This is a genomic window from Pseudomonas arsenicoxydans (genome assembly GCF_006438915.1).
In the GTDB taxonomy this organism is placed as follows: Bacteria; Pseudomonadota; Gammaproteobacteria; order Pseudomonadales; family Pseudomonadaceae; genus Aquipseudomonas; species Aquipseudomonas arsenicoxydans_A.
Genome location: NZ_RCZE01000023.1, coordinates 14,889 through 40,695 on the forward strand (window position 1 = coordinate 14,889; position 25,807 = coordinate 40,695).

The window sequence follows — 25,807 nt, forward strand, 5'->3', positions numbered from 1 at the left end:
ACATTTGAGGTGTGAACGACACAGATCAAATGTGGGAGCGGGCTTGCTCGCGAAGGCGGTCTATCAGGCGTAACCGAGTGTGCGTCGGACCTTGTCCAGCAATTCATTGATCTGGAATGGCTTGACCAGCATCTCCATGCCGTCCCCGAGAAACACCTGGCGGTTAATGGCATTCTCGGCGTAACCGGTCATGAACAGGATCGGCAATCCCTCACGCCATCCTCGAGCGACATCCGCCAGTTCCCTGCCGTTCATGCGCGGAAGCCCAACGTCAGTCAGCATCAGATCAATCGAAGGGTCGTTCTGCAGGCGCTCAAGGGCGCCTTCGATATCGCCCACTTGCGTGCAGCGATACCCCGCATCCGCGAGCACCTCAGCGACAAACATGCGCACCGAAGGCATGTCCTCGACAATCAGCACATGCTCACCCGACCCTTGCTGATCCACCGCTTCCGGGACGACGGCAGCCGTGGTCGGGTCCGAACTGGCCGGCAGCATGATGGTCACTTCAGTCCCGCGTCGGGCTACGCTGCGGATGTGCGCATCGCCCCCCGATTGCCGGGCGAAACCGTAAATGCTCGACAACCCCAACCCGGTGCCCTGACCCAGCGGCTTGGTGGTGAAAAACGGGTCGAATACCTTGTCGATCACGCTGTGCTCGATACCGGTACCGTCATCGCGCACCGACAACGCGACATAGGCGCCATCCGCCAGTTTCAGGTCGCCGTGGGAATACGCCGCGTAGGTGCTGACCCAAATGTTCCCGCCTTGCGGCAACGCATCGCGGGCGTTGATCACCAGGTTGAGCACGGCGCTTTCCAGCTGGATCGGGTCGACCAGCGCAATCGCGGCTTTGGAGGTCAGCTCGAGTTTCAGCGCGATGTGTTCGCCGATCGTGCGGACCAGCAATTCTTCGAGGGAGCGAATGTGCTCGTTGATGTCCACCGGCCGCGTATCCAGCGGTTGTTGACGGGCGAAAGCCAGCAGGCGATGGGTCAGGGCGGCGGCGCTCATGGCCGAGTTCAACGCCGCATCGGCATAGAACGCAACCTTGTCGGTGCGTGAGTCGGCGACGCGTTTCTGAATCAGTTCCAGGCTGGTGATGATGCCGGTCAGCAGGTTGTTGAAGTCATGGGCGATGCCGCCGGTCAATTTGCCCAAGGCATCCATTTTCTGCACTTGCAGCAACTGGGCTTCGGTGCGCACGCGCTCGGCGATTTCGCGTTCCAGCTGTGAAGTGGCGTCGTCGAGTCGGGCCAGGTGCGAGCGTTCGCGATGGCGGTGTTCGGTGACGTCTTCGACGAACACCAGGCTCAATCCCGGAGTGCGATACGGCGAAATCTGCCACTCGGTTTCCCGTAATTCGCCCTCCACGCGCATGTTCAAAATGCCTTTCCATCGCTCGCCAGCGATCAGGCGCAGGCGCAGTTCTTCGATCACCGCGTCCTGCTCTTCAGCGAAGCATTCAGCGAGGGTGTCCGGGTCGATATTGTCCTGAATCAGCTGGGTAAAGGCGTGGTTGCATTCGTGAACTTTGAAATCCGCGTCCAGCACCGCAATGGGCGCCGACACGTTGACGAAAATCTCCCGGAACCGGGCTTCGCTTTCTCGCAAGGCGTTTTCGGTGTCGCGCACCCGCAGCAACGTGCGCAGGGTGGCCAGCAATACGTCCGGGTCCACGGGGTGGATCAGGTAGGCGTCCGCCCCAGCGTCCAGGCCAGTGATGATGTCGCCGGTCTGGATCGAGGCGGCCGACACGTGAATCACCGGCAACAGCGCGGTGGCAGCCTCGGCGCGCAGCTTGCGCACGATGTCGAAACCGCTCATGTCCGGCAGGTTGACGTCCAGAATCAGCGCGTCGATGGCCTCGCTATCGATCAGGGCCAGGCCATCGCCACCGGTTCCGGCCTCCAGCACGGTGTAGCCGTGTTGTTCCAGGCGTCTGCGCAAGGCGTAGCGCGTCGCAACGTTGTCGTCGACGATCAGCAGGCGGATGTCACGTTTCATCGGCAGGTTCCATGGCGATGGCCAGCGGGATGATCACGAAGAAGGTCGAACCGACCCCCGGTGTACTTTCGACCCCGACTTCGCCGCCCAGTAATGCGGCGAAACGTTTGCACAACGACAATCCCAGGCCGGTGCCGCGCAAGCGCTTTTGCAGGGGGGAATCGACTTGGGAGAAGTCCTCGAACAATGCGCCATGTAGCTCGGCAGCGATACCAATTCCGGTGTCGCTGACGGCGAAGCGCACGTGGTCGGCCCCTTCGAGCCGGGCCGACACCCGTACTTCACCGCGTGTGGTGAACTTCAGCGAATTGGAAATGAAGTTTCGCAAAATCTGCGCGAGCTTCTTGTCATCAGTGTAGAGGCGCGGCAAACCCACCGGTTCTTCGAAGATCAAGTCCACGGCGCTGGCGTCGACAATCGGGCGAAACATACCGCGCAGGGCGGCGAACAAGTCGAACATGTCGAACCATGCCGGGGAAATGCTGATGCGTCCGGCCTCGATTTTCGCCAGGTCGAGTAAGTCGTCGACCATGTCGCTCAATTCCCGCGCGGCGGTGCTGACGAACGTGACCTGCTTGTGTTGCTCGGGGCTCAGCGGGCCGTCGAGTTCATCGCTCAGCAGGCTGGCGATGCTCAGGATCGAGCCCAGTGGCGTGCGAAATTCATGGCTCATGTACGACAGGAAGCGGCTTTTAAGGTCCGAGGCCTGCCGCAGTTCTTCCGCCTGGGTGTCGAGCTCTGCGTACAGCGCGAGCACGCCTTGATTGGTTTCATCGAGCTCCTCACGCAACGCTGCCGTTTCACTTTGCAAACGTGCGATCAGCGCCGAAGGATCGTCCGGCGTGAGGGTGGGTGACTCAGCCATGGGCGGCCTCCAGGGCAACGACCAACACCGTCACATCGTCCCGGCCGCGACAGAAATCACGGTGCAGGACGGCGGCTATCACGGCGGGATGCCGGTGCACCAGGCCGGGGTAGTCGTGCAAATTCCATCGGGACTGCAAGCCGTCGCTGTACATGATCAGTAGATGTCCACTCACGTGAGCATAGTCAAAGGGTTGAGCTTTTCGATACTGGCCGCCAACGATGCCGGGATGGGACGCCAGGCCACGGGATTTGTCCGCCGCAATCAGGTTGGCACCGATGTTGCCGATGCCGGTGAAGGTCAATTTGTCGAGCTGCGCGTCGAACTGCGCTATGGCCAACGCTCCGCCACGGGTGCCGATCATGGACTGGTGAATGTCCTCGAGCAGGAGCACTGGCGAGGCGAACGGCGCGTGGGCGAAGGCTTTTTCACCGGCGCGGGCGGCGCGCTCGGCTTCTTCGCCATGACCGAGGCCGTCAATCACCAAGACGCTTAGATGCTGCCCGTCAATCGCCAGGTGCCAGACATCGCCGCAAGCCGGGTCGTTGGCCAGCGAGTGCTGGCTGACGCCCAACCGCAAGTCTGCGACTTTTTGGGTGCGCGGATACAAACGGGCCAACAACACGGCGCCCCTTGAGTCGGCGTACACATCGAACACGTCGGTCTGACGCGACACCGCGCCCAGGCCAATGCCCTGCGTACCGCCCGTGGAGAAACCATCCGTGAGGCACGCGTGCAAATCAAAGCCCTGGGCGCGATCCACCGCCAGCATCTCGATGCCGTGACCGTTTTTGAACGGCAGGGTCCGCAGATGCAATTCGCCACGGGTTGCATGCTTGAGCACGTTGCTCGCCAGTTCCGTGGCCACCAGCGCCACACGTCCGGCATCGGTGGCATCAAAGCCGATTGATTCGGCGAGTTTTTGCGCGGTGCGTCGTGCATACCCGATCTGGCTGCTGTCTTCGATCAGCAGGACGTCGGTCAGGGTGCCTGCAATGTTCATGTCCATCGGGTGATCGTTATGCGAGTGCCCTGGCCGGGAGCGGTGTCCAGTTCGAACTCATCCACCAGCCGTTTGGCCCCGGTCAGACCCAGCCCGAGGCCGCTGCCGGAGGTCCAGCCGTCGGTCATCGCCAGTTTGATGTCGGGAATGCCAGGCCCTTCGTCGCGGAAAGTCAGGCGCAGGCCCACCCGTGAATTTTCGTCGATGATTTGCCAGTCCATGTCGCCCCCACCGCCGTAGACCATGGTGTTACGCGCCAGCTCGCTGACGGCGGTCACCATTTTGGTCAGGTCGATCAGGCGCATGCCGCACTCGGTCGCGAGCTTGCGCGCCAACTGCCGGGCCAGGACCACGTCCTGCTCGATGTTAATCGGGTGAGTGCCGCTACTGCGCGGGCTCATTGCTCGCGTACTCGTTCCTGCAGCAGTTTCATGCCGCGCTCGACGTTCAACGCCGTGCTGACGCCGGGCAAGGTCAGGCCCAGCTCAACCAGGGTGATCGCCACGGCCGGTTGCATGCCCACCAGTACGGTTTCGGCGTCCATGATTTTCGACAGGCCAGAGATGGTCCCGATCATCCGGCCAATGAACGAATCGACCATGTCCAGTGCGGATATGTCGATCAACACGCCACGCGCCGATGTTCGACTGATGCGCTCGGACAAATCGTCCTGAAGGGTCAGGGCGAGCTGGTCATGCATGTCGACCTGGATGGTCACCAGCAGAAAGTCACCCATCTGCAGAATAGGAATTCGATCCATGGGCTTATACCGTCTTGCTGACTGTGATTCCCAGGCGGTTCAGGGCCAGTTTCAGGGCATCGGCCAGGTTGGCCTTGGTCACCACGCCTTGCAGGTCCAGGCCCAGGTGCACGATGGTCTGAGCGATCTGCGGACGCACGCCGCTGATGATGCAATCGGCACCCATCAGGCGAATCGCGGTCACGGTTTTGAGCAGGTGTTGAGCCACCAGGGTATCGACGGTTGGCACGCCGGTGATGTCGATGATGGCGATTTCCGAACCGGTGTCGACGATCCGTTGCAGCAGCGATTCCATCACGACCTGGGTGCGTTGCGAATCCAGGGTACCGATCATCGGCAGCGCGAGAACACCGTCCCACAGCTTGACCACCGGGGTGGACAGCTCCAGCAATTCCTCTTGCTGGCGCTTGATCACTGCTTCGCGGGATTTCTGGAACGTGCGGATGGTGTGCATGCCCAAGGCATCGAGCAGTTCGGAGACTTCCCAGAGTTGCTCGGCAAGTACGGCCGGGTTGTCTTTGTAGTGGCTTTGCAGCAGGCCGAACACTGGGCCTTTGAGCGAGAAGATGAAGCTGGCGGTCTGGTGCGAGTCCTGGCCGAGCAGCGCGCGGCTGTGGGAGAGTTTTTCGAGGTACTGACGCGCCTCGTCCCAACCCGGTGCGGCGACATTCTGCCCGTTGCCCTTTTCCAGCCCGCTGACCACCAGATGCAGAAACTCGGCGGTTTGCTGCTTGAGGTCCTGTTCTTTCAGATTACGGGTAGCGCCATTGGCTTCCAGTCCCTTGATCCATTCGGTGAGCAGTTGCGGCTGATTGTTTTTCATCGCATCGAGTGTGCTGTTTTGCAGTGCTGCCATATCCTTGCGCTCCTGAATGAGTCTTGGCCGATTTCATGTGAAAAACGACCGGCGTGAAGTCAGTGACCTTTGCCGAATGAAATAGTTGTTCGTTTTGCGCAGGTTTTTTTCGATACCGCGGTAAGTTGCCCGGTAACTCTAGTCGGCACCGCTTCAGGCGGCGATTTTTTGACTGATATTTTCCATCGAAAAAAAAGACCGCATGTGCGGTCTTTTACGCTGATTTATTTATCGGGGTGGGCGGCTTGGAGTTTTTTCGCCATTGCCAAGTGTTTTTCCAAGGCTGGCAGCATTTGTTGTGCGAAGCCTTTCAATGCAGTGGCGCCTTTAACCTTGTCGTCCGTCACGGTGTTGGCTTCTTTCTTGAACAGCTCGATGGTGTCTTCGTGGGCTTTCACTTGATTGTTCGCGTACGCCGCATCGAAGGATTCATCGCGCATGTCGAGAATTTTCTCCTTGGCCTGCTTCACCAGCGTCGTCGAGTCCGGCACCTCGATGTCGTTCTTTTTCGCCAGGGCCGCCAGTTCATCGTTGGCCTTGGAATGATCGGTGATCATCATATTGGCGAACGCCTTGACGTCGGCTGAAGAACTTTTTTCCAGCGCCAGGCGACTGGTTTCAACTTCGGCAATGCCGCCAGCGGCCGCTTTGTCGACGAAATCATTGGAGGTGGCAGCAAATGCCGTGCCCAGGCTGCTGCTCAAGGCGACGGCCAGGGCGAGGTGGCGTAAGGTGAATCCGTCCATTGGTCATTCTCCACACAGGTTTGGTTAGGCGATCCGGTGGATCGTTACTCAGTGGAGGTGAGCGCCCGACCAAAGGTTTTATCGCATTTGCGACAGGACGACGAACGGGCACCGCTGGTCTGACAGGTGGTCGACAGAACGCGCAAACCAAGGCCATTCTGATAGTTGGTGAACGCAATCGATCGCGTTTGCTACCGATCATCAAACGGAGGTGTTCCATGCCGGTGAACCATGACCTGTATCAGGACTTGAAGGTTTCAAAGGAAGAGATCCAGCAAAGACGCACCAAGGATCCGTTACTGGATTCGCTGATCAACAAATATTCCCAGGCGGACGCTGAAGTGGTGAAGGCCGAGACCGCGAAATCCGACGCGCCCAGTGATGACCAGTTGAAGAAGCTCAAGGAGCATCGCTTGCTGGTCAAGGACAAGATCGTCAAGCAATTGCAGGCATCGTCCTGATGCGTCGTACCGAGTTACCGACAATCGGTGACTGAAAAGTGGAACGGCGTCAAATCCGGCACCTCGAATGTCATGAGCCATTGTTAACGACTCACTGAGAGGTGCCTTATGTCCAATCCGAGATTTCCGAGTGAAGAGCAGGGCGGGTACGACCCGATCCCGACTCATCCTGAGCCATTGAGCCCGAACCACATCACGACCCATCCGGATAGCGAGGATGACGACCCGTTGCGCGAGCACGATAAAACCGCTGACGACGAAGATCCCGATTAACCCACGCATTTCCCTTGTGGGAGCGGGCTTGCTCGCGAAGGCGGCGTGTCAGACGACATCAATGCTGAATGACACGCCGCCTTCGCGAGCAAGCCCGCTCCCACATTTGATCTGCGTTACTGCCGGAGGGCGGTGGCGAGCGGCAGGCGGGCCATGTTTTTCGCCTTCAACGACCCGAAATACAGCCAGTCCCCATACTCGCGAACCGTTGTGATCGGCGAATAATTGCCGCTGCTGCCGTCCTGCAGATTGGCAATCACCTTGCCGTCGACATCCAGCCCGAGGGCGAATGCCCGGTTCTCCACCGGTTTAGGCAACACCTTCAGCGCCCGGACAATCATCTTGCGCACGAACGGGTGCGGTGCCGTACGGTCGAGCAACCCGCTGCGCGGGGAATAGAGCGCGACCCAGAACCGGTCGCGGCCGTTGAAGGAGAGGTTGTCCGGCAGCCCCGGCAAGTTGTCGATAAACAGGTCGTGCGTGCCGGCTTTCGGCCCGGTCAGCCAAAAGCGGCTGATGCGGTAAGCGCCGGTCTCGTTGACCAGCACAAAGGCATCGTCCGGCCCCAGCGTCACACCGTTGGCAAACTCGAGCTTGTCCAGCAACACATCGGTCTTGCCGGTCTGGAAGTCATAGCGCAATAAACGACCATCGCCGCCATGTTCGATGATCGCCTCGCCATCCTTGCCGTAGCCCCAACGGCTGGAGGCGTCGCTGAAATAAGCGAAATGCCCGGCCTTGTCGATGGCCACGTCATCGGTAAACCCGAAAGGTACGCCGCCTGCCGTGGTGGCCAAGGGTATCAACTGGCCTTGGGCATCCAGTGAAAGCAGCCCTTTGACGCCGTCCGCGACGACCAGCAACCCGTTGGGATGGCGTGCCAGGCCTAACGGTCTGCCACCGGTATCGGCCAGCACTTTGGTTTGTTTACCGTCAAGGCTGGTGCGAATCAACCGGCCGTCATGCAGGCCGGTGATCAATGTGTCGCTCTCCAGCAACAGCGCTTCAGGTCCCTCAATATCCGCCGGACCGACACGCTCCACGCCCTTGAGGCGCACATTGTCGGTGTAGACTCCGCTGGTGAGGGAGGGCGCCGGCGGCGGATTCCAGGCCACCGGGCGGACTTTGGTCGGGAACAGCAACAGGAAGGCGCACAGGGCAATCAAGAGCAGTAACACCACATGCCGGAACTTGATCAGTCTTCTCACACATGGACTCCGGCAGGTGTCAGTTGTTTTTGCGCCATGTCGCGCAAGGCCAGCATCGACTCGGCGGATTCACGCTCGATGCGCCGTTTGAGCAACAGCTGATTGGCGATGCGCATCGCCACCCCCGCGAATTGGTACTCCAGCGTGCGGATAAATTGCGTGCCGTCGCCCTCAGCCGCGCATTCGTAAGTCACCACCAGTGACAACCCATGATCGCCCCGCGCCTGGGCACTCCAACGGCGCCCCGGCAGATATTCGTTGACCTCCCAGCTCAGGTGCCCCTCACGCCCTCCGGCACGGATGTCCTCCTCGAACCGCGAGCCGGCGTGCAGCGGGCCGGCCTGGCCGTCGACCTTGAGGGACGACGGATGCCACTCCGGCCAACGGGTGACGGTGCTGGCGTAGGCAAGCACATCAATCGGATTTCCAGCGATAGCGATCTGGTGCTGCATGCGGGTCATGGGCGTTCTCGTCAAGGGCAAGGGGTCATGATCCGGTTCCCAGTACAGGGTGCCGAACAGGTAATCCATCAGCGGAAACACGATGTTGAAGTTACGTTCCTGCATCAGCTCGCGGCGGTGATGCAGCTCATGCAAGCGGCGCATCTGGCGAATCCACGGCAGCCGCGTGACCGGGTTGCCCGGCGGCAGGTGTTCACAGGCATGGAACACTTCATAAGTCAGGTAACCGAGCACCAGGCAGCCGCCGAACAAGCCCGCGACGTTGGTATCGAAGCGCCCCAGCAGCCACCACAGGGGCAGGGTGATGATCACGGTATGGACCACGATCAACCAGGCTGGAAACAGAATCACCCGCCAATCCCGGGCGCTGTCGTAGGTCATGCTGCCGGGGGCGAAAAAGCTGTGATGGTCGCCCGCATGGCGGGCGTAGAACATCCGCGCGAAGCTCTTTTTGTGATGCCCCAGCTCTCGATGCACCATGTACACGCCAAAGTTGAAGAACAGCAGTGTGATCGGCACCGCCAGCCATTCCAGCGGTGTGACCTGATGCACGGTGCTCCAGAATGCGCCGATGGCCAGCAACCCGAAAATCAGCACAAATGCGCCGTGCAGCCAGGGGTTGTAGAGGGGGTGTACAGCGGCGCGATAGCGGTTGCGGAAATCCTGGGTGGTCTGCCTCACTGCGTTCACCTCTGCTTATTGTTATCACCAGCAGATTAGCTGATCTCCCTGCAAAGGCTGGCGCAACTTAGAGGACACAAGCGCCATGATCCGGTGTGCTCAGGTCAGCGGATTCCAGCGCTGCGACCAGTCTTCATCGGACTGGATCAATTCACGCAGCAAATCGAACGCCCGTTGCAAGGTCGCCGAGTCACGATCACGCGAATACACCAGGTAGGTCGGATAACTGAATTCCGGTGCCTTCGGCACGGCTTCCAGTACACCGCTGTCCAGGTAGCTGCGGACCACGCGCGTGCGGAAGTAGCCGCTACCGCCGTTTTCGAGGATGTACTGCAAGCCAAGCGGGCCGAGGTTGAAGCTCAACGCGGCTTTGGCTTTTTCCGGCAGGGCGGCATCGTGCTGGCGCCGGAAGTCCGGACCCCAGTCGATATACACGTAAGGATCGGGTTTCCCGGCCAGGCGCACCTGCACCAGTTTTTCTTCCAGTACCTGTTCGACTTGCAGGCGTGGCCAATACTCCGGCTGATAGACCAGTGCGGCATCGAGTACGCCCAGTTCCAGTTGTCGCAAGAGGTTTTCGCCGTCGCGGATTTCCATGCGCAAGGCATGGCTGGGAATCTTCTCGCGCAGTTCGCCGGCCCAACTGAGCATCAACGGATTGCACAGGCTGACCTCGCCACCGATGTGCAGCACATCCCGGTAACCCTCAGGCAACGGCAAATCCCTGCGCGCGGCCTCCCAGGTCTCGACCAGTTGATTGGCGTACACCACAAAGGCCTCGCCATTGGGCGTCAGGCGCGCGCCGGCGCGGTTGCGCACGAACAGCGTGCTGCCGAGCTGGCTTTCAAGCTTTTGCACGCGCGCGGTGATCGCGGTCTGGGTGACATGCAGCTTCTCGGCGGCGGCAGCGAGGCTGCCGTGGCGGACGATTTCCAGAAAGGTGCGGGCGAGGTCGATGTCCATGGGGCGGCCGGTGCGGGAAGTGCAGGCATTGTAAACAGATCCTGCCAGAACCGGCTCATGTAGCAGCTGGCTCCCACAGGGCTTCGCTAGCTGCTACAGGGGGTGTTCAGATAGGACGTGAGCCGAAGCACTACACTGCAACCGTCTCCAGCCCAACGGCCCGACCCATGACAGCAAAGCACGCAGCAAACATCCTCGATACGACTGAAGGTCAGCGTCTGGCTGGCCGCGATGCCGAGGCCTGGCGCGAATGGGGTCCTTACCTGAGCGAACGCCAGTGGGGCACGGTGCGCGAAGACTACAGCGCCGATGGCGATGCCTGGCGCTATTTTCCGCATGAACACGCCCGCAGCCGAGCCTATCGGTGGGGCGAGGACGGGCTGGCCGGGTTCAGTGACAAGGCTCAGCATTGGTGCCTGGGGCTGGGCTTATGGAATGAGCGTGACCCGATTCTCAAAGAGCGTCTGTTTGGCTTGAACAACGCCGAAGGCAACCACGGCGAAGACGTCAAAGAGCTGTATTTCTACGTCGATGGCGTGCCCAGCCATGCCTACATGCGCATGCTCTACAAATACCCGCAGGCCGAATTCCCCTATGCGGACCTGGTAGCCGAAAATGCCCGCCGTGGCCTGGCCGATACCGAGTATGAAATCCTCGATACAGGCGTGTTTGAAGACAATCGTTATTTCGACGTGACGGTGGAATACGCCAAACACGCGACAGATGACATTTTCATGCGGGTCACCGTGCACAACCGATCCGATCAACCCGCACGGCTTCACGTGCTGCCGCAGCTCTGGGCCCGCAACACCTGGAGTTGGACGACGGACGTGCAACAACCGCGCCTCACATTGAGCGGCGATGAGGTCCTGGCCCGGCACCCGCAACTCGCCGATCGGCAGGCCAGCGCCTGGGGCGAGGAGGACTGCCAATGGCTGTTCTGCAACAACGACAGCAACTTCCCCAAACTGGACGGTGTGGCGGCGAATGGTCCATTCAAGGATGGCATTAACGACTTCATCGTCGATGGCCACGACGATGCAATTCGACGTGACACGGGAACCCGGGTGGCCGCGCATTTCCGCCTGACGTTTGAGGCCGGCCAGAGCCAATGCGTCTATCTGCGTTTCGCCCCGAGCGGCGCGGTGCGGGTCAACGCCAAAACTTTGTTTGAGCGGCGTCGCGCTGAAGCCGATGAGTTTTACGCGGCCCTGCAATCCGGCATCGACGATGCGGATGCGCGAAATGTTCAGCGTCAGGCGCTGGCCGGGTTGCTCTGGTCGAAACAGCTGTATTACTTCGACGTCAACCAGTGGCTCGACGGCGATCCGGCGCAACCTGCGCCACCTGCCGGGCGTTCGCACATTCGCAATACGCATTGGCGGCACCTGTCGAATTTCGACATAGTCTCCATGCCCGACACGTGGGAGTACCCGTGGTACGCCTCGTGGGATCTGGGCTTTCAGGCGGTAGCATTTGCGCTGATCGACCCTGGATTCGCCAAGCATCAATTATTGCTGCTGGTCAAAGACCGCTTCATGCACCCCAATGGCCAGTTACCGGCCTACGAATGGCGATTTGACGACGCTAACCCACCGGTGCATGCCTGGGCGTGTTGGCGGGTGTATCAGCAGGACAAGGCGCTGACGGGCGTCGGTGACATGGACTTCCTTGAACGGATCTTCCACAAACTGCTGCTGAATTTTTCCTGGTGGGTCAACCGTAAGGACGCTGAAGGTCGCAACCTGTTCCAGGGTGGATTTCTGGGGCTGGACAATATTGCACTGTTCGACCGTTCGGCGTTGTTGCCCTCCGGTTATCAACTGGACCAGGCCGACGGCACGGCGTGGGTGGCCGCTTATGCGCTGGACCTGATGCGCATCGCACTGGAGTTGGCCAAGCGCAACAGTGTTTACGTCGACATTGCAGTGAAGTTCTTCGAGCATTTTCTCTACATCGCCGGGGCAATCAATCGGGTCGACTCCGACGCCGAAGGATTGTGGGACGAACAGGACAAGTTTTTCTATGACGTATTGCACCGACCTGACGGAGTGAGCGAACCGCTGCGTTTGCGCTCGATTGTTGGCCTGATGCCGTTGTTTGCCGTGCAGGTGCTGGAGCAACACGAACATGAAGGTTTACCCGGGTTACGAGAACGTTTATTCGGTTTCATGCGTCACCGACCGGACCTCGCCAGCCTGGTTTCACGCTGGACCGAACCAGGCGAAGGAAACCGGATGCTTCTGGCGTTGCTGCGTGGCGAGCGCACCAAGGACCTGCTCAGGCGCATGCTCGATGAAAGCGAGTTTCTCTCCCCGTTCGGAATTCGTTCGCTGTCCAAAGCCTTTGCTGAACAGCCCTTTGCGTTGCTGATCAACGGTGACCAACTGTGTGCTCATTACGAACCGGCGGAATCAGAGTCCCGGTTGTATGGCGGCAATTCCAACTGGCGCGGGCCGGTGTGGATGCCGATCAACTACATGCTGATCGAATCCTTGCGCGAGTTTCATCGCTATTACGATCAGGACTTTTCGGTGGAATACCCTACGGGGTCGGGGTTCCTAGCGTCACTGGAAGAGGTCGCCGACCGCTTGAGCGAGCGACTGACCGGGCTGGTTCTTCGCGATGACGCGGGCAACCGGCCGTCAATGGCGGCGTATCCGCAGTTGCAGGCGGACCCCGCCAGTCGCGACCTGGTGTTGTTCCATGAGTATTTTCATGGAGAAACCGGACGTGGAATGGGGGCCAGCCACCAGACGGGATGGAGCGCGCTGATTGCGTTGTTGCTGCAACCCTGATTACCCGCCCAGCGCAGGTCCAATGTGGGAGCGGGCTTGCTCGCGAAGGCGGCGAATCATGCAACATTGATGTCGACTGACACGACGCTTTCGCGAGCAAGCCCGGTCCCACATTGGAATGTCGGTGTTTGCTGGATCGTTGTTCAAAACGCAAAACACGAACAGCCAAACGCGCCCCAGAATCCCTGAAAGTCACTGACCGGCGCTGATGACATCCGCGCCCGTTCATGGCTGTGCGCATGCACCGCGCAGGCACCTGCGCATTGATGCACCTGCGCGGTCATCGGCGTCAGATGTTGCCAGTGCCCCGGCACCTTGGTGACCGGCGACCATTCAGGTACCACAGGGATCGGTGGCGGCCCGAGTTTTTCGAACTCATGGGTGCCGTGGACAATTTTGCCGTCGACAATGGTCAACACCGACTCAATCCATTTGATCGCTTCATCCTCGATGTGGAAGTAATCCGCCGACAGTGCAATCAGGTCAGCCAATTGCCCGACTTTGATCATGCCTTTCTTGCCCTGTTCGGAAGAGAACCACGCACTGCCATGGGTGAACAGCTCCAGCGCCGTGTCGCGACTCAGCCCTTGCGGGTAGAGCTCCAGACCACCGACCGTGCGCCCGCTGACCAGCCAATACATCGACGTCCAGGGGTTGTAGCTGGAGACACGAGTGGCGTCGGTGCCGGCGCCGACTGGAAGGCCTTCGGCGAGCATGCGTGCGATGGGCGGGGTGTGTTCGGCAGCTTTGGCACCGTAACGGTCGACGAAATACTCGCCCTGAAACGCCATCCGGTCCTGAATCGCAATGCCACCGCCCAAGGCTTTGACCCGTTCGATGTTTTGCGGCGTAATCGTTTCGGCGTGGTCGAAAAACCACGGCAGACCGTTGAAGGGAATATCGCGATTAACCTTCTCGAACACGTCGAGCATGCGGCTGATGGATTCGTTGTACGTCGCGTGCAAGCGAAACGGCCAGCGTTGCTCCACCAAGTGGCGAACCACCGGCTCCAGTTCCTGTTCCATGGTTTGCGGCAGGTCCGGGCGCGGTTCGAGGAAGTCTTCGAAATCCGCCGCCGAGAACACCAGCATTTCTCCGGCGCCGTTGTGTCGCAGGAAATCGTCGCCCTGGCCGTACTGTGAAGTGCTGGTCCAGTTTTTGAAGTCGGTCAGTTCTTCCTTGGGTTTCTGGGTGAACAGGTTGTAGGCGATGCGCACCGTGAGTTGTTGATCTTTGGCCAACTGCTGGATGACTTGATAGTCGTCGGGATAGTTCTGATAACCGCCGCCCGCATCGATGGCGCTGGTAATACCGAGGCGATTCAGTTCGCGCATGAATTGGCGGGTCGAGTTGACCTGGTATTCCAGTGGCAGTTTCGGCCCCTTGGCCAGCGTCGAGTACAAGATCATTGCGTTCGGTCGGGCGATCAGCATGCCGGTGGGATCACCATTGGCATCGCGCTGGATTTCGCCGCCGGGCGGGTTCGGTGTGTCCCGGGTGTAGCCGACCACTTTCAGGGCGGCGCGGTTGAGCAGGGCGCGGTCGTAGAGGTGCAAGACAAACACCGGGGTGTCCGGTGCGGCCTTGTTCAGTTCATCAATCGTTGGCAGGCGTTTTTCGGCAAACTGGAACTCGTTCCAGCCACCGACCACCCGTACCCATTGCGGCGTGGGCGTGCGATCGGCCTGATCCTTGAGCATGCGCAAGGCATCGACCAGTGACGGCACGCCTTCCCAGCGCAGCTCGAGGTTGTAGTTGAGGCCGCCACGAATCAAATGCAGGTGCGAGTCATTGAGGCCGGGAATCACCGTGCGACCGTGCAGGTCGACGATTTGCGTGCCGGGGCCTTGCAAGGCCATGGCCTGGGCATCGCTGCCGACCACCACGAAGCGGCCGTCCTTGATCGCGACAGCACTGGCCTGGGGTTTTTTACGGTCAACGGTGTGCAGGCGTCCGTTGTACAGAATGAGGTCGGCGGGGGCGTCGGGCATGGTTTTACTCCCTGCGAATAGCGGGCTGATCCAGGCACCGACAGCACCTGCCGAAAGGCCTTGCAGTACACGTCGGCGATTAAAACCGTCAGGGTCGTCAGGTGGGCTCATGGCCGTGCTCCGCGTAATGGGGTCGGGAAGCAAACAGCCGATGTCTGACGCAGGCGGCCAGATGGAATATAGACGGTGAATTCGCAGGGGGCCGTTTTCCGGGGACGGAAAACGACGAATCCCGCCACAAGGGACGGGATTCGTTGATAGTCAGACAGGCTCCCGAAGGTCGGGAGCCGCCGTCTTAGCTCGGGAACAGCTCGGACAGTTTCATGGCCAGCATCATGTCGCCTTCAGCGCGCAGTTTGCCGCCCATGAACGCCTGCATGCCGTCGGTCGAACCGTCAACGATGCCTTGCAGGGTTTCGCCGTCCATCACCAGGGTGACCTGGGCGTCAGGGTTTTCGCCTTCTTGCAGCTCGCAGGTGCTGTCCTTGACGATCAGCGAGAAGTTCTTGGTGTCGTCGATGCGGAAACCGAAGACCAGGTCCAGACCGGCAGCAGCGGCTGGGTTGAACTTGGCTTTCATTGCTTGTACGGCATCAGCTACGGAGGTCATGGTTCGATCCTTTCTTGGGTAATAAGAGCTGGGTGATTACAGCCAGGGTCACAATAATCCGGACTCAGCGAAACGTGATGAGTTCCGGGGCCTTCAACAGTTGCAGGTGTGCATGATTGTTGAAGGAAGCCAGTGCCACCTCGCGACCACGGAACTTCAAGTGGTGGAGCGAGGTGTTGACGATTTGCCAGTTCAGCTCGAATGCCTGCTTGGCCGGCATTTGTGTAATGAGGTGGAGCAGGGCCGTGATGGTGCCGCCGGAGGTAAACACGGCGATTTTCTGATGGTTGTCGGCGCTTTCCAGGATTCTTTGCAGTCCGCCGTGCACGCGTTCCACAAAGCCCAGCCAGCTTTCCAGGCCCGGTGTGTCATAGGACCCGGTGAGCCAGCGTTCGATGATCAAGGCAAAGATGCGTTGGAATTCGGCGCGGTTTTGCGCGGCATTGCGCAGGATGTCCAGGGCTTCGGGTTCATCGTCCAGCATAGCCGGCAGCAGCGCGCGGATTGCCGCGTCGGCATCGAACTCATTGAAGGCGGGATCGATTTCCAGGGTCGGCACTGACAGACCCGCAGCCGTGTACTGTTCCATCGCACTAGTGGCGGTATGCTGCTGGCGGCGCAGGTCACCCGAAAGGCAACGATCGAAGCTGATACCCAGTTCGACCAAGTGCTGGCCGAGGATTTCTGCCTGGCGAATACCGTTCGGCGACAGGACGTCATAGTCGTCTGCACCAAAGGAGGCCTGGCCATGTCGAATCAAATAGATACTGCCCACGTCCGCGTCATCCCGGTACGTTGAAGGTTTGGCGAGGTTATGAGGATGGCGCTGAGCTGTCAATGAAAAAACATACGCTTGTTTGAAATGGCCGTTACAGACCTGTTGCCCGAGGTTTCACGGCTGGTCGTCCGGCTGGCGCATGGGTATGCTGAACACATCCCGCGCGTGTTTAAAGCCGCGCATTGTCATGAAGGAGTCACTGTGGAGTTTTTCACCGAGTACGCCAGCTTTCTGGCCAAGACCGTGACACTGGTGATCGCCATTCTGGTGGTCCTGGCCAGTTTTGCGGCATTGCGCAGCAAAGGTCGACGCAAGGCGGCCGGCCAATTGCAAGTCAGCAAGCTCAATGATTTCTACAAAGGGTTACGCGAACGCCTGGAACAGACCTTGCTCGACAAGGACCTGCTAAAGGCCTTGCGCAAATCCCAGGCTAAATCCGAGAAAAAACAAAAGAAAACCCCCGAGGCCAAACAGCGTGTCTTCGTGCTGGATTTCGACGGCGACATAAAGGCGTCCGCCACTGAGAACCTGCGCCACGAGATCACCGCGCTGCTGACGCTTGCCACGCCCAAGGATGAAGTGGTGCTGCGTCTGGAAAGCGGCGGCGGCATGGTTCACAGCTACGGCCTGGCGTCCTCGCAACTGGCGCGGATTCGCAATGCGGGCGTGCCGTTGACCATCTGCATCGATAAAGTCGCGGCCAGCGGCGGCTACATGATGGCGTGCATCGGCGAGAAGATCATCAGCGCGCCGTTCGCGATCCTCGGCTCGATCGGTGTGGTGGCGCAGTTGCCTAACGTCAATCGCTTGTTGAAAAAGCACGACATCGATTTCGAAGTGCTGACCGCCGGCGAATACAAACGCACCCTGACCGTGTTTGGCGAAAACACCGAGAAAGGCCGTGAGAAGTTCCAGGAAGACCTGGACATTACCCATCAGCTGTTCAAGAACTTCGTCGCGCGTTATCGCCCGCAACTGGCCATCGATGACGTGGCCACCGGTGAAATCTGGCTCGGTATCGCCGCCCTCGACAAGCAACTGGTCGACGAACTCAAGACCAGCGATGAATACCTCGCGGAAAGGGCAAAGAATGCCGAGCTCTTTCACTTGCACTACGCCGAGCGAAAAAGCCTGCAAGAGCGTATTGGTATGGCGGCCAGCGGTTCGGTTGATCGCGTTTTGCTGACCTGGTGGAGCCGGTTGACCCAGCAACGCTTCTGGTAATCTTCCCAGGCATCACCGTCAGTAAAAAAACCGTGGAATGACCACGGTTTTTTTTCGCCTTCAGAACGTGTTCACGTTTCTTGCGTAAATAACGAATTTTCCTAATGCCATTGTCGAACGGTCGCGCTTTCGTGTGGTGCCTGGTCGGGTAGGGTGACAGACCTGAATTGACTGCAATGGATTGCACCATGAATGATCTCCTTCACCACGTTGCCGACCCTCATCCTGCCCCGTCGCTGCGAATGCGCGACGAACTGAAAGCTGCGCTGGACATTGCCATTCCACAGACGCCCGGCCAATTAGGCGAACGTCTGATCAAGGAAAAATGGGGGCAGGACATCGACCCGCAGACGACCCTGATGGTCACCCTTGATTACCACTATAAGGGCCACCCTGAGGAGAACGGCTTCCAACAGGGCCAGGTGGCGAGCTCGCAGTCACTGCTGCAAGCGCTGCTTTCAAATTATCAGAAGGTTGGGGACGGGCGCTTTGCGGAAACCGCCTTTGGTCTGTACACACCACCAGACGTGGGACCGGCAGTGCAAATTGTCGAGCATGTCGACGAGTTCGCCGATCACGGCAGCGGCAATCACGAAACCTATGAGGGTATCTATCGGCAAACGGCTCCGCAGACCTACGGTCCTGCCTCACAACTGAAGCTGAGGCCGGCTGATTTCAAGAAATGGGTCTGGGAGCTGGATTTCAAGCGCGTATACGAGGCCTGTTTCGATCAGAGCTGGCCCTCTGACGAATTGCTCACTGCGTCCACACCGTTCGCTTTGAGGACATCGGTCAAAGCAGCGTTTGTGATGACGGCCTGGTTGCAGTTCAAGGAACAATCCCTGTCTCAAAAAGGACTTGAGCTCGCGATGCAAGCGGCTGGCTTGTCGCCCGGTCAGACATGGGAAACCCTGACCATCGAACAACTGCGAGCAGCGACGCGCACCCCTTTGGCCGTCAGGGCAGGTCGTTTGAAGTTATACCGTTACACCGCAACCGATATCTGGGTGTTCCGTGACATTGCCAATACCCGAGTGCTGTTGTACCTCCCCGGCAATTCTTCCCCGTTGCACGAATTCATCGATGCTACTGAACTGCACGAATGGGTTGTCGCGAAGGGCAAGCTCAGCGAGACAAAACAGGCATTGGCCGCCCATTTTGCCGAAGATGATCGCGAGGACGGTACGTTTCATGCGGGCGTGCTGACGGCGTTGGAGGGCATGGCGCAGTATCCCGCGATACACCGGTTGACCAACAACGCCGGTTTTTTCAATAACGACGGCTACTGGGACCCCGCCGATTACATTGGCTACGACAATTCACCATCGGCGACTGATCCGTTTGCGCAACTGGTGCTGACCATGAAGCAGGCCGCCCACGCCAGTATCAAAAGCATTCGTACCGATGCACAGGTCAATCGTGACAATTTAAGTGCGGTTGTCGAACCGGTGGTGCAATGGATCAACCGGTTTGGGCCCTTGGCGTTGTTCGTTCCGGGTGGCGAAGGCGTATTGGCGCTGGCCGGGCTAATTGACGCCGGTTACGGTCTCGATCAGGCGGTAAACGGTGAAACACCGCGCGAACGCTCGGAAGGCGTGACGCGTACTGTTTTTGGTTTGCTTAATGCACTGCCGATAGCCTCAGAGGTGGCGCTGAAGGGTGAAACTGCGGTCGCCCACCCGGAAGAAGGAGGTGTGAAGCCTGCGTCGGAAATGTCCGTTGCCCCAACGCTACAACCAACGAGCCTGGCACTGTCGACACGGGTCGAACTGATCCGCGGTATGGGCCCGTCCGTGGCGTCTTTCAGCGATGATGTGCTGGCACAGATCGGCAAAATCAGCGCGGTCGACGACGATATGTTGCGGTTGATGCAGACGGGTCATCCACCGACGCCTCTGCTGGCTGACACCATCAGTCGCTTCAAGATCGATCAGGATCTTGGTCCGGGCGGTGCAGGTGAGCCGTTCAACAGCCGTTACGCAGCGCTTCAACACTCGGAGCATGAGTGGGTTCGGCTGTTTCAACGCGAATATCCAGGCTTGCCCAAAAACGCCATCGAGCAAATGCTCGACCGCTACGGCGTGAATATCCAAGCGGCGCCCAACGTGACGGAGGTCAGGCAAGTGTTAGCACGCCTGGACAGCAAAGCACGGCAATACCAACAACATGTGCGGCTCAATCGAGCCTATGAAGGCCTTTATCTTCGTTCCGCGGTTAACCCGGAGTCGGACACACTGGCCTTGCACTCACTCCAGAATCTGCCCGGTTGGCCGAAAAGCCTTCGGATCGATGTACTCGATCGGACCGTTATCGGAAGAGTACTGGACCGCAGCGGTCCGCTTGATGCAACGAACGTCCGACACCTGATCAAGACCACCGATCACTACCTGCATCACGGCATTCACACCGACTTCTACCAAGCGCTGCTGGGTGTGCTGTCAGAAGACGAGCGTTCAGCGTTGCATTTGGTGTCGCTTGATCCGGCCAGTGTATTGCGGCTGAAAATCAGTGATCAGGCATTACCCCGGTCAGAATTCAGACTCGGCCTCGGGAGAATGGATGCCCGTTTACCCTTCGAACCGCAGGGGCTCAGAGGCGGCGGCTTTCCGGCAACGCCTCAGTCCGAGGCGCTGACGCACCAGATGATGCGGCTGCAAGTCAAAGAGGTCTATCCGCAGTTCACCGATGCCCAGGCGGATGCGGTTCTTCAACGGGAAGGTTTGAACGCACAGGCTCACATTGAGTGGTTAAAGCAACAGCTGCAGCAACTCGATATCGACCTGACCGCCTGGGTCGATCAGGTGGCGGACGACATCCATGACATGGATGTCGATGTGTTGACCCCGAATGATCCCGCAGCCGCGGGGCTGAGCGCTGTACAACTCGACGCCTATAACGCTCAGCTGCTGCTGATTGAAATGCAAAACGAACGAGCGATTCGAAATGAGTTGGCCGAGGAACTTGTCGACATTTGGCAACAGCGCAGACCGCGGCAGGATCCTATCCTGGCAGGTCAACAGGTACGCGGCGTCAAGCTGGATCTGGACTTCGAGAATTACCACCGGCTACCCGATTTGAATGTTCGGTTCGATGACGTTCTTGAGTTATCGATGCGCAGCTTCCATCTGACCGTTGAGGAAAGCCTGAACGGGTTTCTTCAAAGCTTTCCAAATCTTGAAGTGCTGAATCTGGAAAATGTCGACCTGAGTCACTTCAACCCTGGTGGCGTCGCGGAACGAGCATTGCCTCCTGCGATCAGCCAGCTACGGCATCTCACCTCACTGAACCTGAGGTCGACGCATCTGACATTCAGCGAACGCGCCGCTTCTCAACTGACTGATTTAAAGCACTTGCAAACGCTGGACCTGAGCAACAACCCGTTGGGTGTCCCGCCTTTGGTGCTGGGAATGAACGACTTGCGTCGGCTCAACTTGAGTAATACAAGGATCAGTACATGCCCTGTCGGAATTATGGAGCAGCCTTATCTGACGATGCTGGACTTACGCGATAACCGGATAACCCGGGTCCCGCAAGGGGTGCTGAACCAGGCCATCGCCAAGGATCGTGTGAGGCTGAACGGCAATCCGCTGACGGACGAGGACACTTTGTTGGGTCTTGTCGATCACCGGCGGCGAACGGGCATCAACGTGTGGTTGAGCGAGCCTCGCGCCGACGGCGATGTCATCGAGTGGTTGCGCGAAGGCGATGAAGGGCAACGGGAGGCCCGAAGACTGACGTGGCAGAGGCTGGCAGCCAGACCCCTTGGCGACCGGTTCTTGAGAGTGATGGAGGGACTGAGCCTGACGGCGGATTTCCGGGTCGACTATTTTGCATTGCAGGCGAGGGTGTGGCGACTTCTCGGCGACGCCGATGCGTCGCAGGCGCTTTGGACGCAACTGGTTCAGGATATTGAAGCGGCTGAGGTCGATCCGGAAAACCCGTTTACGCTGTTCACGGCACTTGAAGACCGTGCACGGCTTTATCGGGACTGGGTGGCCATGGGGCAGCCGTTTCCGATAGACCAGCAGTAGAGGGGAGAACCTTGAACCCCGGATGGGGTTCAAGGTATGACGATCAACGGCGACGGAACAGCGGCAGCGGTTCGTCGGTGGCGGCCTGATAGGTCACCGAGAAGTCCTTGAGACCTTCCAGGGCTTCGTACGGGTCTTTATCGGGGCGCACTGCAAACGCATCGAAACCGCAGCGATGCATGTAGAACAACTGGTCGCGCAGCACATCGCCGATCGCCCGCAGTTCGCCTTTGAAGGCATAGCGATCACGCAGCAGACGGGCGTTGGAGTAGTTGCGGCCATCGGTGAAGGCCGGGAAATTCAAGGCAATCACCTTGAACTGATCCACGTCTTCACCAATTTCTTCGGCTTCTTCATCGGCATCCAGCCAAACGCCCAGGCCGCCATCGCGGGCCTTGAGCATACGGCTGTGTTCGCGCCACAGCTGCAACGGGACGATCAGGTCATCGCAGTTGCTGATCTCGTCGATGTTGAAGTCCTTGGGCAGCAAGTGCCAGGTTTCGTCGACGACCTCGTTGTTCTTAATGATTCGCTGCATAGACGCGCTCCTTGAAGAGGTCGATGCCAATACGCTGATAGGTGTCGATGAAACGCTCGTCTTCGGTACGTTGTTCGATGTACACGTCGATCAGCTTTTCGATCACGTCAGGCATGGCTTCTTGGGCAAAGGACGGGCCAAGGATTTTACCCAGGCTGGCGTCACGGCTGGCGCTGCCACCGAGGGACACCTGGTAGAACTCTTCGCCTTTCTTGTCCACCCCGAGGATGCCGATATGGCCGACGTGGTGGTGACCACAGGCGTTCATGCAGCCAGAGATGTTCAGGTCCAGTTCGCCGATGTCGAACAGGTAATCCAGGTCGTCGAAGCGACGCTGGATCGATTCGGCAATCGGGATCGACTTGGCGTTGGCCAGCGAGCAGAAGTCACCGCCAGGGCAGCAGATGATGTCGGTCAGCAGGCCAATGTTCGGCGTGGCGAAACCTTGCTCGCGCAACTCGCCCCACATCGCGAACAATCGGGACTGTTCGACGTCGGCCAGGATGATGTTCTGTTCGTGCGACGTGCGCAGTTGACCGAAGCTGTAACGGTCGGCCAGGTCGGCGACGCCGTCGAGCTGCTTATCGGTGATGTCACCCGGCGCCACACCGGTTGGCTTCAGGGACAGGGTCACGGCCACATAGCCCGGCTTCTTGTGCGCCAGGGTATTGCGCGTGCGCCAGCGGGCAAAGCCTGGGTGCTGCTGGTCGAGCTCGGCCAGTTCGGCGGCCTGGTTGTCCAGGGCCTTGTAGTCCGGGTCAACGAAGTGCTTGGCAACACGTTGCAGCTCGGCTTCGGTCAGCGTGGTCTGGCCACCGCGAAGGTGTTCCATTTCCGCGTCGACCTTTTGCGCGAAGACTTCAGGCGTCAGCGCCTTGACCAGAATCTTGATCCGCGCCTTGTACTTGTTGTCGCGACGGCCGTAACGGTTGTAGACCCGCAGGATGGCGTCGAGGTAGCTCAACAGGTCTTGCCACGGCAGGAACTCATTGATGAACGCCCCCACCACCGGCGTACGGCCCAGACCACCACCGACCAGCACACGGAAGCCCAGTTCGCCGGCAGCGTTGTGCACCGGCTCAAGGCCAATGTCATGAACTTCGATGGCGGCACGGTCAGACGTCGAACCGTTGACCGCGATCTTGAACTTGCGCGGCAAGTAGGCGAATTCCGGGTGGAACGTGGTCCACTGACGGACGATCTCGCACCATGGGCGCGGATCGATCAATTCATCGGCGGCGACACCAGCGAACTGGTCGGTGGTGACGTTGCGCAGGCAGTTGCCGCTGGTCTGGATCGCGTGCATCTGCACGGTCGCCAGTTCAGCCAGAATGTCCGGGATGTCTTCCACGGCCGGCCAGTTGAACTGCACGTTCTGCCGGGTACTGATGTGGGCATAGCCCTTGTCATAGTCGCGGGCGATCTTGGCCATCATGCGTATCTGACGCGAAGTCAGTTGGCCGTAAGGCACCGCCACACGCAACATCGGCGCGAAACGCTGGATATAAAGCCCGTTTTGCAGGCGCAGGGGGCGGAATTCTTCTTCGCTCAGCTCGCCTGCCAGATAGCGTCGGGTCTGATCACGGAACTGCTTGACGCGGTCCTCGATGATCCGCTGATCGTATTCGTCGTATACGTACATATAAGTCCTGTTCTCAGGCTTGGGTCGCTCGGATACAGCTGCGTTTTTTGCTTGCCGCAGTCCAAGAGCCTCTGCAATTCTGCGCGCACGGCCGCGCACTCCCTACGGAGCCGGGGCAAGATAACAGTTTGCAGTTATGCGCAAAAGTGATGTTTGAGTATATGTAAAGAACCAAAACGACTAACAAGAATCGTTATTGCTAAACCCTTATTTGTGGTGCGGGCAATCGTCGTCTTTACTGTGGTCGAGTCTTTATGCAATCACCGATAAAACCGACAAGAGGCGATGCAATGAGCAACCCTACCAAAGCGACAAAACCTGATAGCACGGTCGATGCTTGGGCGATTCTATTCCTGATCATTCTGGTCGTGGGCACCGCGGTATTCTGGGTCAGCCATCAATAACCGATCCCGTCCGGGCCCGCTTCCGACGATTGTCGGACAAAAACCGGAATAAACGCCGTATTACGGAATTTCACTGGCTATAATGCGCGGCGATTTTCCGGGGGCTCGGACGTTAATGCTGAAGTTTTTCTACACCTTTTTGCTGATGCTTGGCACGGTCTACGGTCCGGCTGCGCGTGCGGAATCGGTGCTGTTCCTGAGCCCCGGTACCACTCAGGAAGCTTTCTGGGTCAACTACGCGCAATTCATGCAGGCCGCCGCCAAAGATTTGGGTATTGACCTGAAAATCCTGTATGCCCAGCGCATGCCCGAACTCACGGTGGCGCAAGCCCGACTGGCGCTCCAGGGTCCTGATCGCCCGGACTACCTGGTTTTCGCCAATGAACAGTACGTCGCACCGCAAATCCTGCGTCTGGCCCAAGGCAGTGGTGTAAAGCTGTTCATGGTCAACGCGTCGCTGACGGCCAATCAGCAGAGCCTCTTGGGAGCACGTGCGGATCAAGTGGGCAGTCTGGTGCCTAACGACGAGGAGGGCGGTTACCTGATGCTCAAGGAACTGATCCGCCAGCACCCACCGGCCGTGCCCGGTCAGCCCATAGAATTGTTGGCGTTCTCCGGTCTGAAAATCACTCCCTCGGCGCAACTGCGCGAACAAGGGATGATGCGCGCCCTGGCGGAACACCCTGAGGTGCGCTTGCGCCAATTGGTTTACAGCGGCTGGACCCGGGACCGGGCTTATGAGCAGGCGAAATTATTGTTCCGGCGTTATCCGCGGATTTCTTTGGTGTGGTCAGCCAATGATGAAATGGCGTTTGGTGCGATGCAGGCGTTTGTGGAAAGCGGTGGAAAACCCGGTAAAGACGCATTGTTCAGCGCAATCTCTGCCGCTCCCGTTGCCTTGCAGGCAATGATTGACGGTCGTCTGAGCGTGCTGTTGGGCGGCCACTTCACATTGGGTGGCTGGGCGTTAGTGCAGTTGCATGATTATGACCGGGGCGTTGATCTCGACCAGTACGGCGGCCGTGACCGACAGATACCGTTGTTGCAACTGATCGACAAGGCGCAGGCCAAGCGAATGCTGGCCATGGGGGCAACGCCGGACTACGGCGTGGACTTTCGTCAACTCTCAGCCAAAGGGCGACCGGCGTCTTATCGATACCCGTTCAGCCTGCAAACGCTGATGCGCTAAACCCCGGCCAGATGCAGCACCAGTTGCACGATGCCATACAGCGTCAGTGCGAACACCGTCGTGAACAAAATCCCCAGAATCACGAAATGACTCGGTTTGCCGTGCGTGAAATCCCGGGCCCGGTTCTTCCCGCTCTGCACCCCAAACGCTGCCGCCATGACGCTCTGCAGCATCTGCCAGAAGGTCGGCGGCTTGTTGTCGGCTGGATCGTCCATAAATCCCTCGTCACTTATGTGTGAGCCGTAAGCATAGCCCTACGGCTGACACAAACAACTGTGGGAGCGAGTGTGGCGAGGGGGCTTGCCCCCGTTGGGTCGC

Annotated in this window: 22 protein-coding genes; 6 read left to right on the forward strand and 16 right to left on the reverse strand. The window is 59.0% G+C overall.

Going from position 1 to position 25,807, the window contains the following annotated elements:
- Positions 1-63: 63 nt before the first annotated feature.
- The 7 genes from EAH78_RS30925 to EAH78_RS30955 form a co-directional block, all read right to left on the reverse strand.
- Entirely contained in the window at positions 64-2,007 is a 1,944-nt protein-coding gene (locus EAH78_RS30925; RefSeq protein ID WP_140671987.1) for a response regulator, read from the reverse strand.
- Positions 1,997-2,872, reverse strand: coding sequence for a sensor histidine kinase (locus EAH78_RS30930; protein WP_140671989.1), 876 nt, complete (start codon positions 2,870-2,872; stop codon positions 1,997-1,999). The genes EAH78_RS30925 and EAH78_RS30930 overlap by 11 nt, the downstream gene beginning before the upstream one ends.
- The gene (locus EAH78_RS30935; RefSeq protein ID WP_140672026.1) at positions 2,865-3,875 is read right to left on the reverse strand and encodes an ATP-binding protein; all 1,011 of its coding nucleotides are present in this window, start codon (positions 3,873-3,875) and stop codon (positions 2,865-2,867) included. The genes EAH78_RS30930 and EAH78_RS30935 overlap by 8 nt, the downstream gene beginning before the upstream one ends.
- Entirely contained in the window at positions 3,872-4,276 is a 405-nt protein-coding gene (locus tag EAH78_RS30940; protein ID WP_140671991.1) for an anti-sigma regulatory factor, read from the reverse strand. The genes EAH78_RS30935 and EAH78_RS30940 overlap by 4 nt, the downstream gene beginning before the upstream one ends.
- On the reverse strand, positions 4,273-4,635 hold the full coding sequence (locus EAH78_RS30945; protein ID WP_140671993.1) for an STAS domain-containing protein: 363 nt from the start codon (positions 4,633-4,635) through the stop codon (positions 4,273-4,275). The genes EAH78_RS30940 and EAH78_RS30945 overlap by 4 nt, the downstream gene beginning before the upstream one ends.
- A gap of 4 nt (positions 4,636-4,639) precedes the next feature.
- The gene (locus tag EAH78_RS30950) at positions 4,640-5,491 is read right to left on the reverse strand and encodes an STAS domain-containing protein (protein WP_140671995.1); all 852 of its coding nucleotides are present in this window, start codon (positions 5,489-5,491) and stop codon (positions 4,640-4,642) included.
- A 224-nt stretch (positions 5,492-5,715) separates the two neighbouring features.
- The gene (locus EAH78_RS30955; protein ID WP_140671998.1) at positions 5,716-6,237 is read right to left on the reverse strand and encodes a DUF4142 domain-containing protein; all 522 of its coding nucleotides are present in this window, start codon (positions 6,235-6,237) and stop codon (positions 5,716-5,718) included.
- A gap of 218 nt (positions 6,238-6,455) precedes the next feature.
- On the opposite strand from EAH78_RS30955, the gene EAH78_RS30960 reads away from it, so the two are divergent.
- Both EAH78_RS30960 and EAH78_RS32410 read left to right on the forward strand, forming a co-directional pair.
- On the forward strand, positions 6,456-6,698 hold the full coding sequence (locus tag EAH78_RS30960; RefSeq protein ID WP_140672000.1) for a DUF465 domain-containing protein: 243 nt from the start codon (positions 6,456-6,458) through the stop codon (positions 6,696-6,698).
- A 108-nt stretch (positions 6,699-6,806) separates the two neighbouring features.
- Positions 6,807-6,971 carry a hypothetical protein gene (locus tag EAH78_RS32410; protein ID WP_170219192.1) on the forward strand — a complete coding sequence of 55 codons (165 nt, stop codon included), beginning with the start codon at positions 6,807-6,809 and terminating at the stop codon, positions 6,969-6,971.
- Between the two features lie 116 nt (positions 6,972-7,087).
- Here the strand turns inward: EAH78_RS32410 and EAH78_RS30970 are convergent, their stop codons facing one another.
- The 3 genes from EAH78_RS30970 to EAH78_RS30980 all read right to left on the reverse strand — a co-directional run bounded on the left by EAH78_RS30970 (position 7,088) and on the right by EAH78_RS30980 (position 10,284).
- Complete coding sequence (locus EAH78_RS30970; protein WP_193560113.1) at positions 7,088-8,179, reverse strand: SMP-30/gluconolactonase/LRE family protein; 1,092 nt, start codon at positions 8,177-8,179, stop codon at positions 7,088-7,090.
- Positions 8,176-9,321 carry a sterol desaturase/SRPBCC family protein gene (locus EAH78_RS30975; protein WP_140672002.1) on the reverse strand — a complete coding sequence of 382 codons (1,146 nt, stop codon included), beginning with the start codon at positions 9,319-9,321 and terminating at the stop codon, positions 8,176-8,178. The genes EAH78_RS30970 and EAH78_RS30975 overlap by 4 nt, the downstream gene beginning before the upstream one ends.
- A 99-nt stretch (positions 9,322-9,420) precedes the next feature.
- Positions 9,421-10,284: a LysR family transcriptional regulator gene (locus tag EAH78_RS30980; RefSeq protein ID WP_140672004.1), complete on the reverse strand. Its 864-nt coding sequence runs from the start codon at positions 10,282-10,284 to the stop codon at positions 9,421-9,423.
- 167 nt (positions 10,285-10,451) lie between these two features.
- Here EAH78_RS30980 and EAH78_RS30985 point away from each other — a divergent pair, with 167 nt between their 5' ends.
- Positions 10,452-13,082, forward strand: a complete 2,631-nt coding sequence (locus EAH78_RS30985; protein WP_140672006.1) for an MGH1-like glycoside hydrolase domain-containing protein — start codon at positions 10,452-10,454, stop codon at positions 13,080-13,082.
- A gap of 143 nt (positions 13,083-13,225) precedes the next feature.
- Here the strand turns inward: EAH78_RS30985 and EAH78_RS30990 are convergent, their stop codons facing one another.
- The 3 genes from EAH78_RS30990 to EAH78_RS31000 all read right to left on the reverse strand — a co-directional run bounded on the left by EAH78_RS30990 (position 13,226) and on the right by EAH78_RS31000 (position 16,458).
- On the reverse strand, positions 13,226-15,073 hold the full coding sequence (locus EAH78_RS30990) for an amidohydrolase (RefSeq protein WP_170219193.1): 1,848 nt from the start codon (positions 15,071-15,073) through the stop codon (positions 13,226-13,228).
- A gap of 295 nt (positions 15,074-15,368) precedes the next feature.
- Entirely contained in the window at positions 15,369-15,683 is a 315-nt protein-coding gene (locus EAH78_RS30995) for an SCP2 sterol-binding domain-containing protein (protein ID WP_007946492.1), read from the reverse strand.
- A gap of 64 nt (positions 15,684-15,747) precedes the next feature.
- On the reverse strand, positions 15,748-16,458 hold the full coding sequence (locus EAH78_RS31000) for a histidine phosphatase family protein (protein WP_140672010.1): 711 nt from the start codon (positions 16,456-16,458) through the stop codon (positions 15,748-15,750).
- 204 nt (positions 16,459-16,662) lie between these two features.
- Here EAH78_RS31000 and sohB point away from each other — a divergent pair, with 204 nt between their 5' ends.
- Both sohB and EAH78_RS31010 read left to right on the forward strand, forming a co-directional pair.
- Positions 16,663-17,685 carry a protease SohB gene (sohB, locus tag EAH78_RS31005; RefSeq protein WP_140672012.1) on the forward strand — a complete coding sequence of 341 codons (1,023 nt, stop codon included), beginning with the start codon at positions 16,663-16,665 and terminating at the stop codon, positions 17,683-17,685.
- A gap of 188 nt (positions 17,686-17,873) precedes the next feature.
- Positions 17,874-21,716 carry a dermonecrotic toxin domain-containing protein gene (locus EAH78_RS31010; protein ID WP_140672014.1) on the forward strand — a complete coding sequence of 1,281 codons (3,843 nt, stop codon included), beginning with the start codon at positions 17,874-17,876 and terminating at the stop codon, positions 21,714-21,716.
- Positions 21,717-21,759: 43 nt separating this feature from the next.
- Here EAH78_RS31010 and EAH78_RS31015 read toward each other — a convergent pair whose 3' ends face one another.
- Both EAH78_RS31015 and EAH78_RS31020 read right to left on the reverse strand, forming a co-directional pair.
- Positions 21,760-22,254, reverse strand: a complete 495-nt coding sequence (locus EAH78_RS31015; protein ID WP_140672016.1) for a DUF934 domain-containing protein — start codon at positions 22,252-22,254, stop codon at positions 21,760-21,762.
- Entirely contained in the window at positions 22,238-23,896 is a 1,659-nt protein-coding gene (locus EAH78_RS31020) for a nitrite/sulfite reductase (RefSeq protein ID WP_140672018.1), read from the reverse strand. Before EAH78_RS31020 ends, EAH78_RS31015 begins: the two co-directional genes overlap by 17 nt.
- A gap of 519 nt (positions 23,897-24,415) precedes the next feature.
- On the opposite strand from EAH78_RS31020, the gene EAH78_RS31025 reads away from it, so the two are divergent.
- Positions 24,416-25,489 (forward strand): ABC transporter substrate-binding protein, encoded by a 1,074-nt coding sequence (locus tag EAH78_RS31025; RefSeq protein ID WP_140672020.1) that lies wholly within the window; start codon positions 24,416-24,418, stop codon positions 25,487-25,489.
- Here EAH78_RS31025 and EAH78_RS31030 read toward each other — a convergent pair.
- Positions 25,486-25,704 (reverse strand): DUF2970 domain-containing protein, encoded by a 219-nt coding sequence (locus EAH78_RS31030; RefSeq protein WP_027923764.1) that lies wholly within the window; start codon positions 25,702-25,704, stop codon positions 25,486-25,488. The genes EAH78_RS31025 and EAH78_RS31030 overlap by 4 nt on opposite strands.
- Positions 25,705-25,807 lie beyond the last annotated feature (103 nt).

Coding starts and splice junctions, on each gene's coding strand:
- EAH78_RS30985 (WP_140672006.1), top strand. CDS start 10,452: ATGACAGCAAAGCACGCAGCAAACATCCTCGATACGACTGAAGGTCAG.
- EAH78_RS30980 (WP_140672004.1), bottom strand. CDS start 10,284: ATGGACATCGACCTCGCCCGCACCTTTCTGGAAATCGTCCGCCACGGC.
- EAH78_RS30950 (WP_140671995.1), bottom strand. CDS start 5,491: ATGGCAGCACTGCAAAACAGCACACTCGATGCGATGAAAAACAATCAG.
- EAH78_RS31015 (WP_140672016.1), bottom strand. CDS start 22,254: ATGCAGCGAATCATTAAGAACAACGAGGTCGTCGACGAAACCTGGCAC.
- EAH78_RS32410 (WP_170219192.1), top strand. CDS start 6,807: ATGTCCAATCCGAGATTTCCGAGTGAAGAGCAGGGCGGGTACGACCCG.
- EAH78_RS30960 (WP_140672000.1), top strand. CDS start 6,456: ATGCCGGTGAACCATGACCTGTATCAGGACTTGAAGGTTTCAAAGGAA.
- EAH78_RS31025 (WP_140672020.1), top strand. CDS start 24,416: ATGCTGAAGTTTTTCTACACCTTTTTGCTGATGCTTGGCACGGTCTAC.
- EAH78_RS30990 (WP_170219193.1), bottom strand. CDS start 15,073: ATGCCCGACGCCCCCGCCGACCTCATTCTGTACAACGGACGCCTGCAC.
- EAH78_RS30935 (WP_140672026.1), bottom strand. CDS start 3,875: ATGAACATTGCAGGCACCCTGACCGACGTCCTGCTGATCGAAGACAGC.
- EAH78_RS31030 (WP_027923764.1), bottom strand. CDS start 25,704: ATGGACGATCCAGCCGACAACAAGCCGCCGACCTTCTGGCAGATGCTG.
- EAH78_RS31020 (WP_140672018.1), bottom strand. CDS start 23,896: ATGTACGTATACGACGAATACGATCAGCGGATCATCGAGGACCGCGTC.
- EAH78_RS30930 (WP_140671989.1), bottom strand. CDS start 2,872: ATGGCTGAGTCACCCACCCTCACGCCGGACGATCCTTCGGCGCTGATC.
- EAH78_RS30940 (WP_140671991.1), bottom strand. CDS start 4,276: ATGAGCCCGCGCAGTAGCGGCACTCACCCGATTAACATCGAGCAGGAC.
- EAH78_RS30955 (WP_140671998.1), bottom strand. CDS start 6,237: ATGGACGGATTCACCTTACGCCACCTCGCCCTGGCCGTCGCCTTGAGC.
- EAH78_RS30945 (WP_140671993.1), bottom strand. CDS start 4,635: ATGGATCGAATTCCTATTCTGCAGATGGGTGACTTTCTGCTGGTGACC.
- EAH78_RS30995 (WP_007946492.1), bottom strand. CDS start 15,683: ATGACCTCCGTAGCTGATGCCGTACAAGCAATGAAAGCCAAGTTCAAC.
- EAH78_RS30925 (WP_140671987.1), bottom strand. CDS start 2,007: ATGAAACGTGACATCCGCCTGCTGATCGTCGACGACAACGTTGCGACG.
- EAH78_RS31010 (WP_140672014.1), top strand. CDS start 17,874: ATGAATGATCTCCTTCACCACGTTGCCGACCCTCATCCTGCCCCGTCG.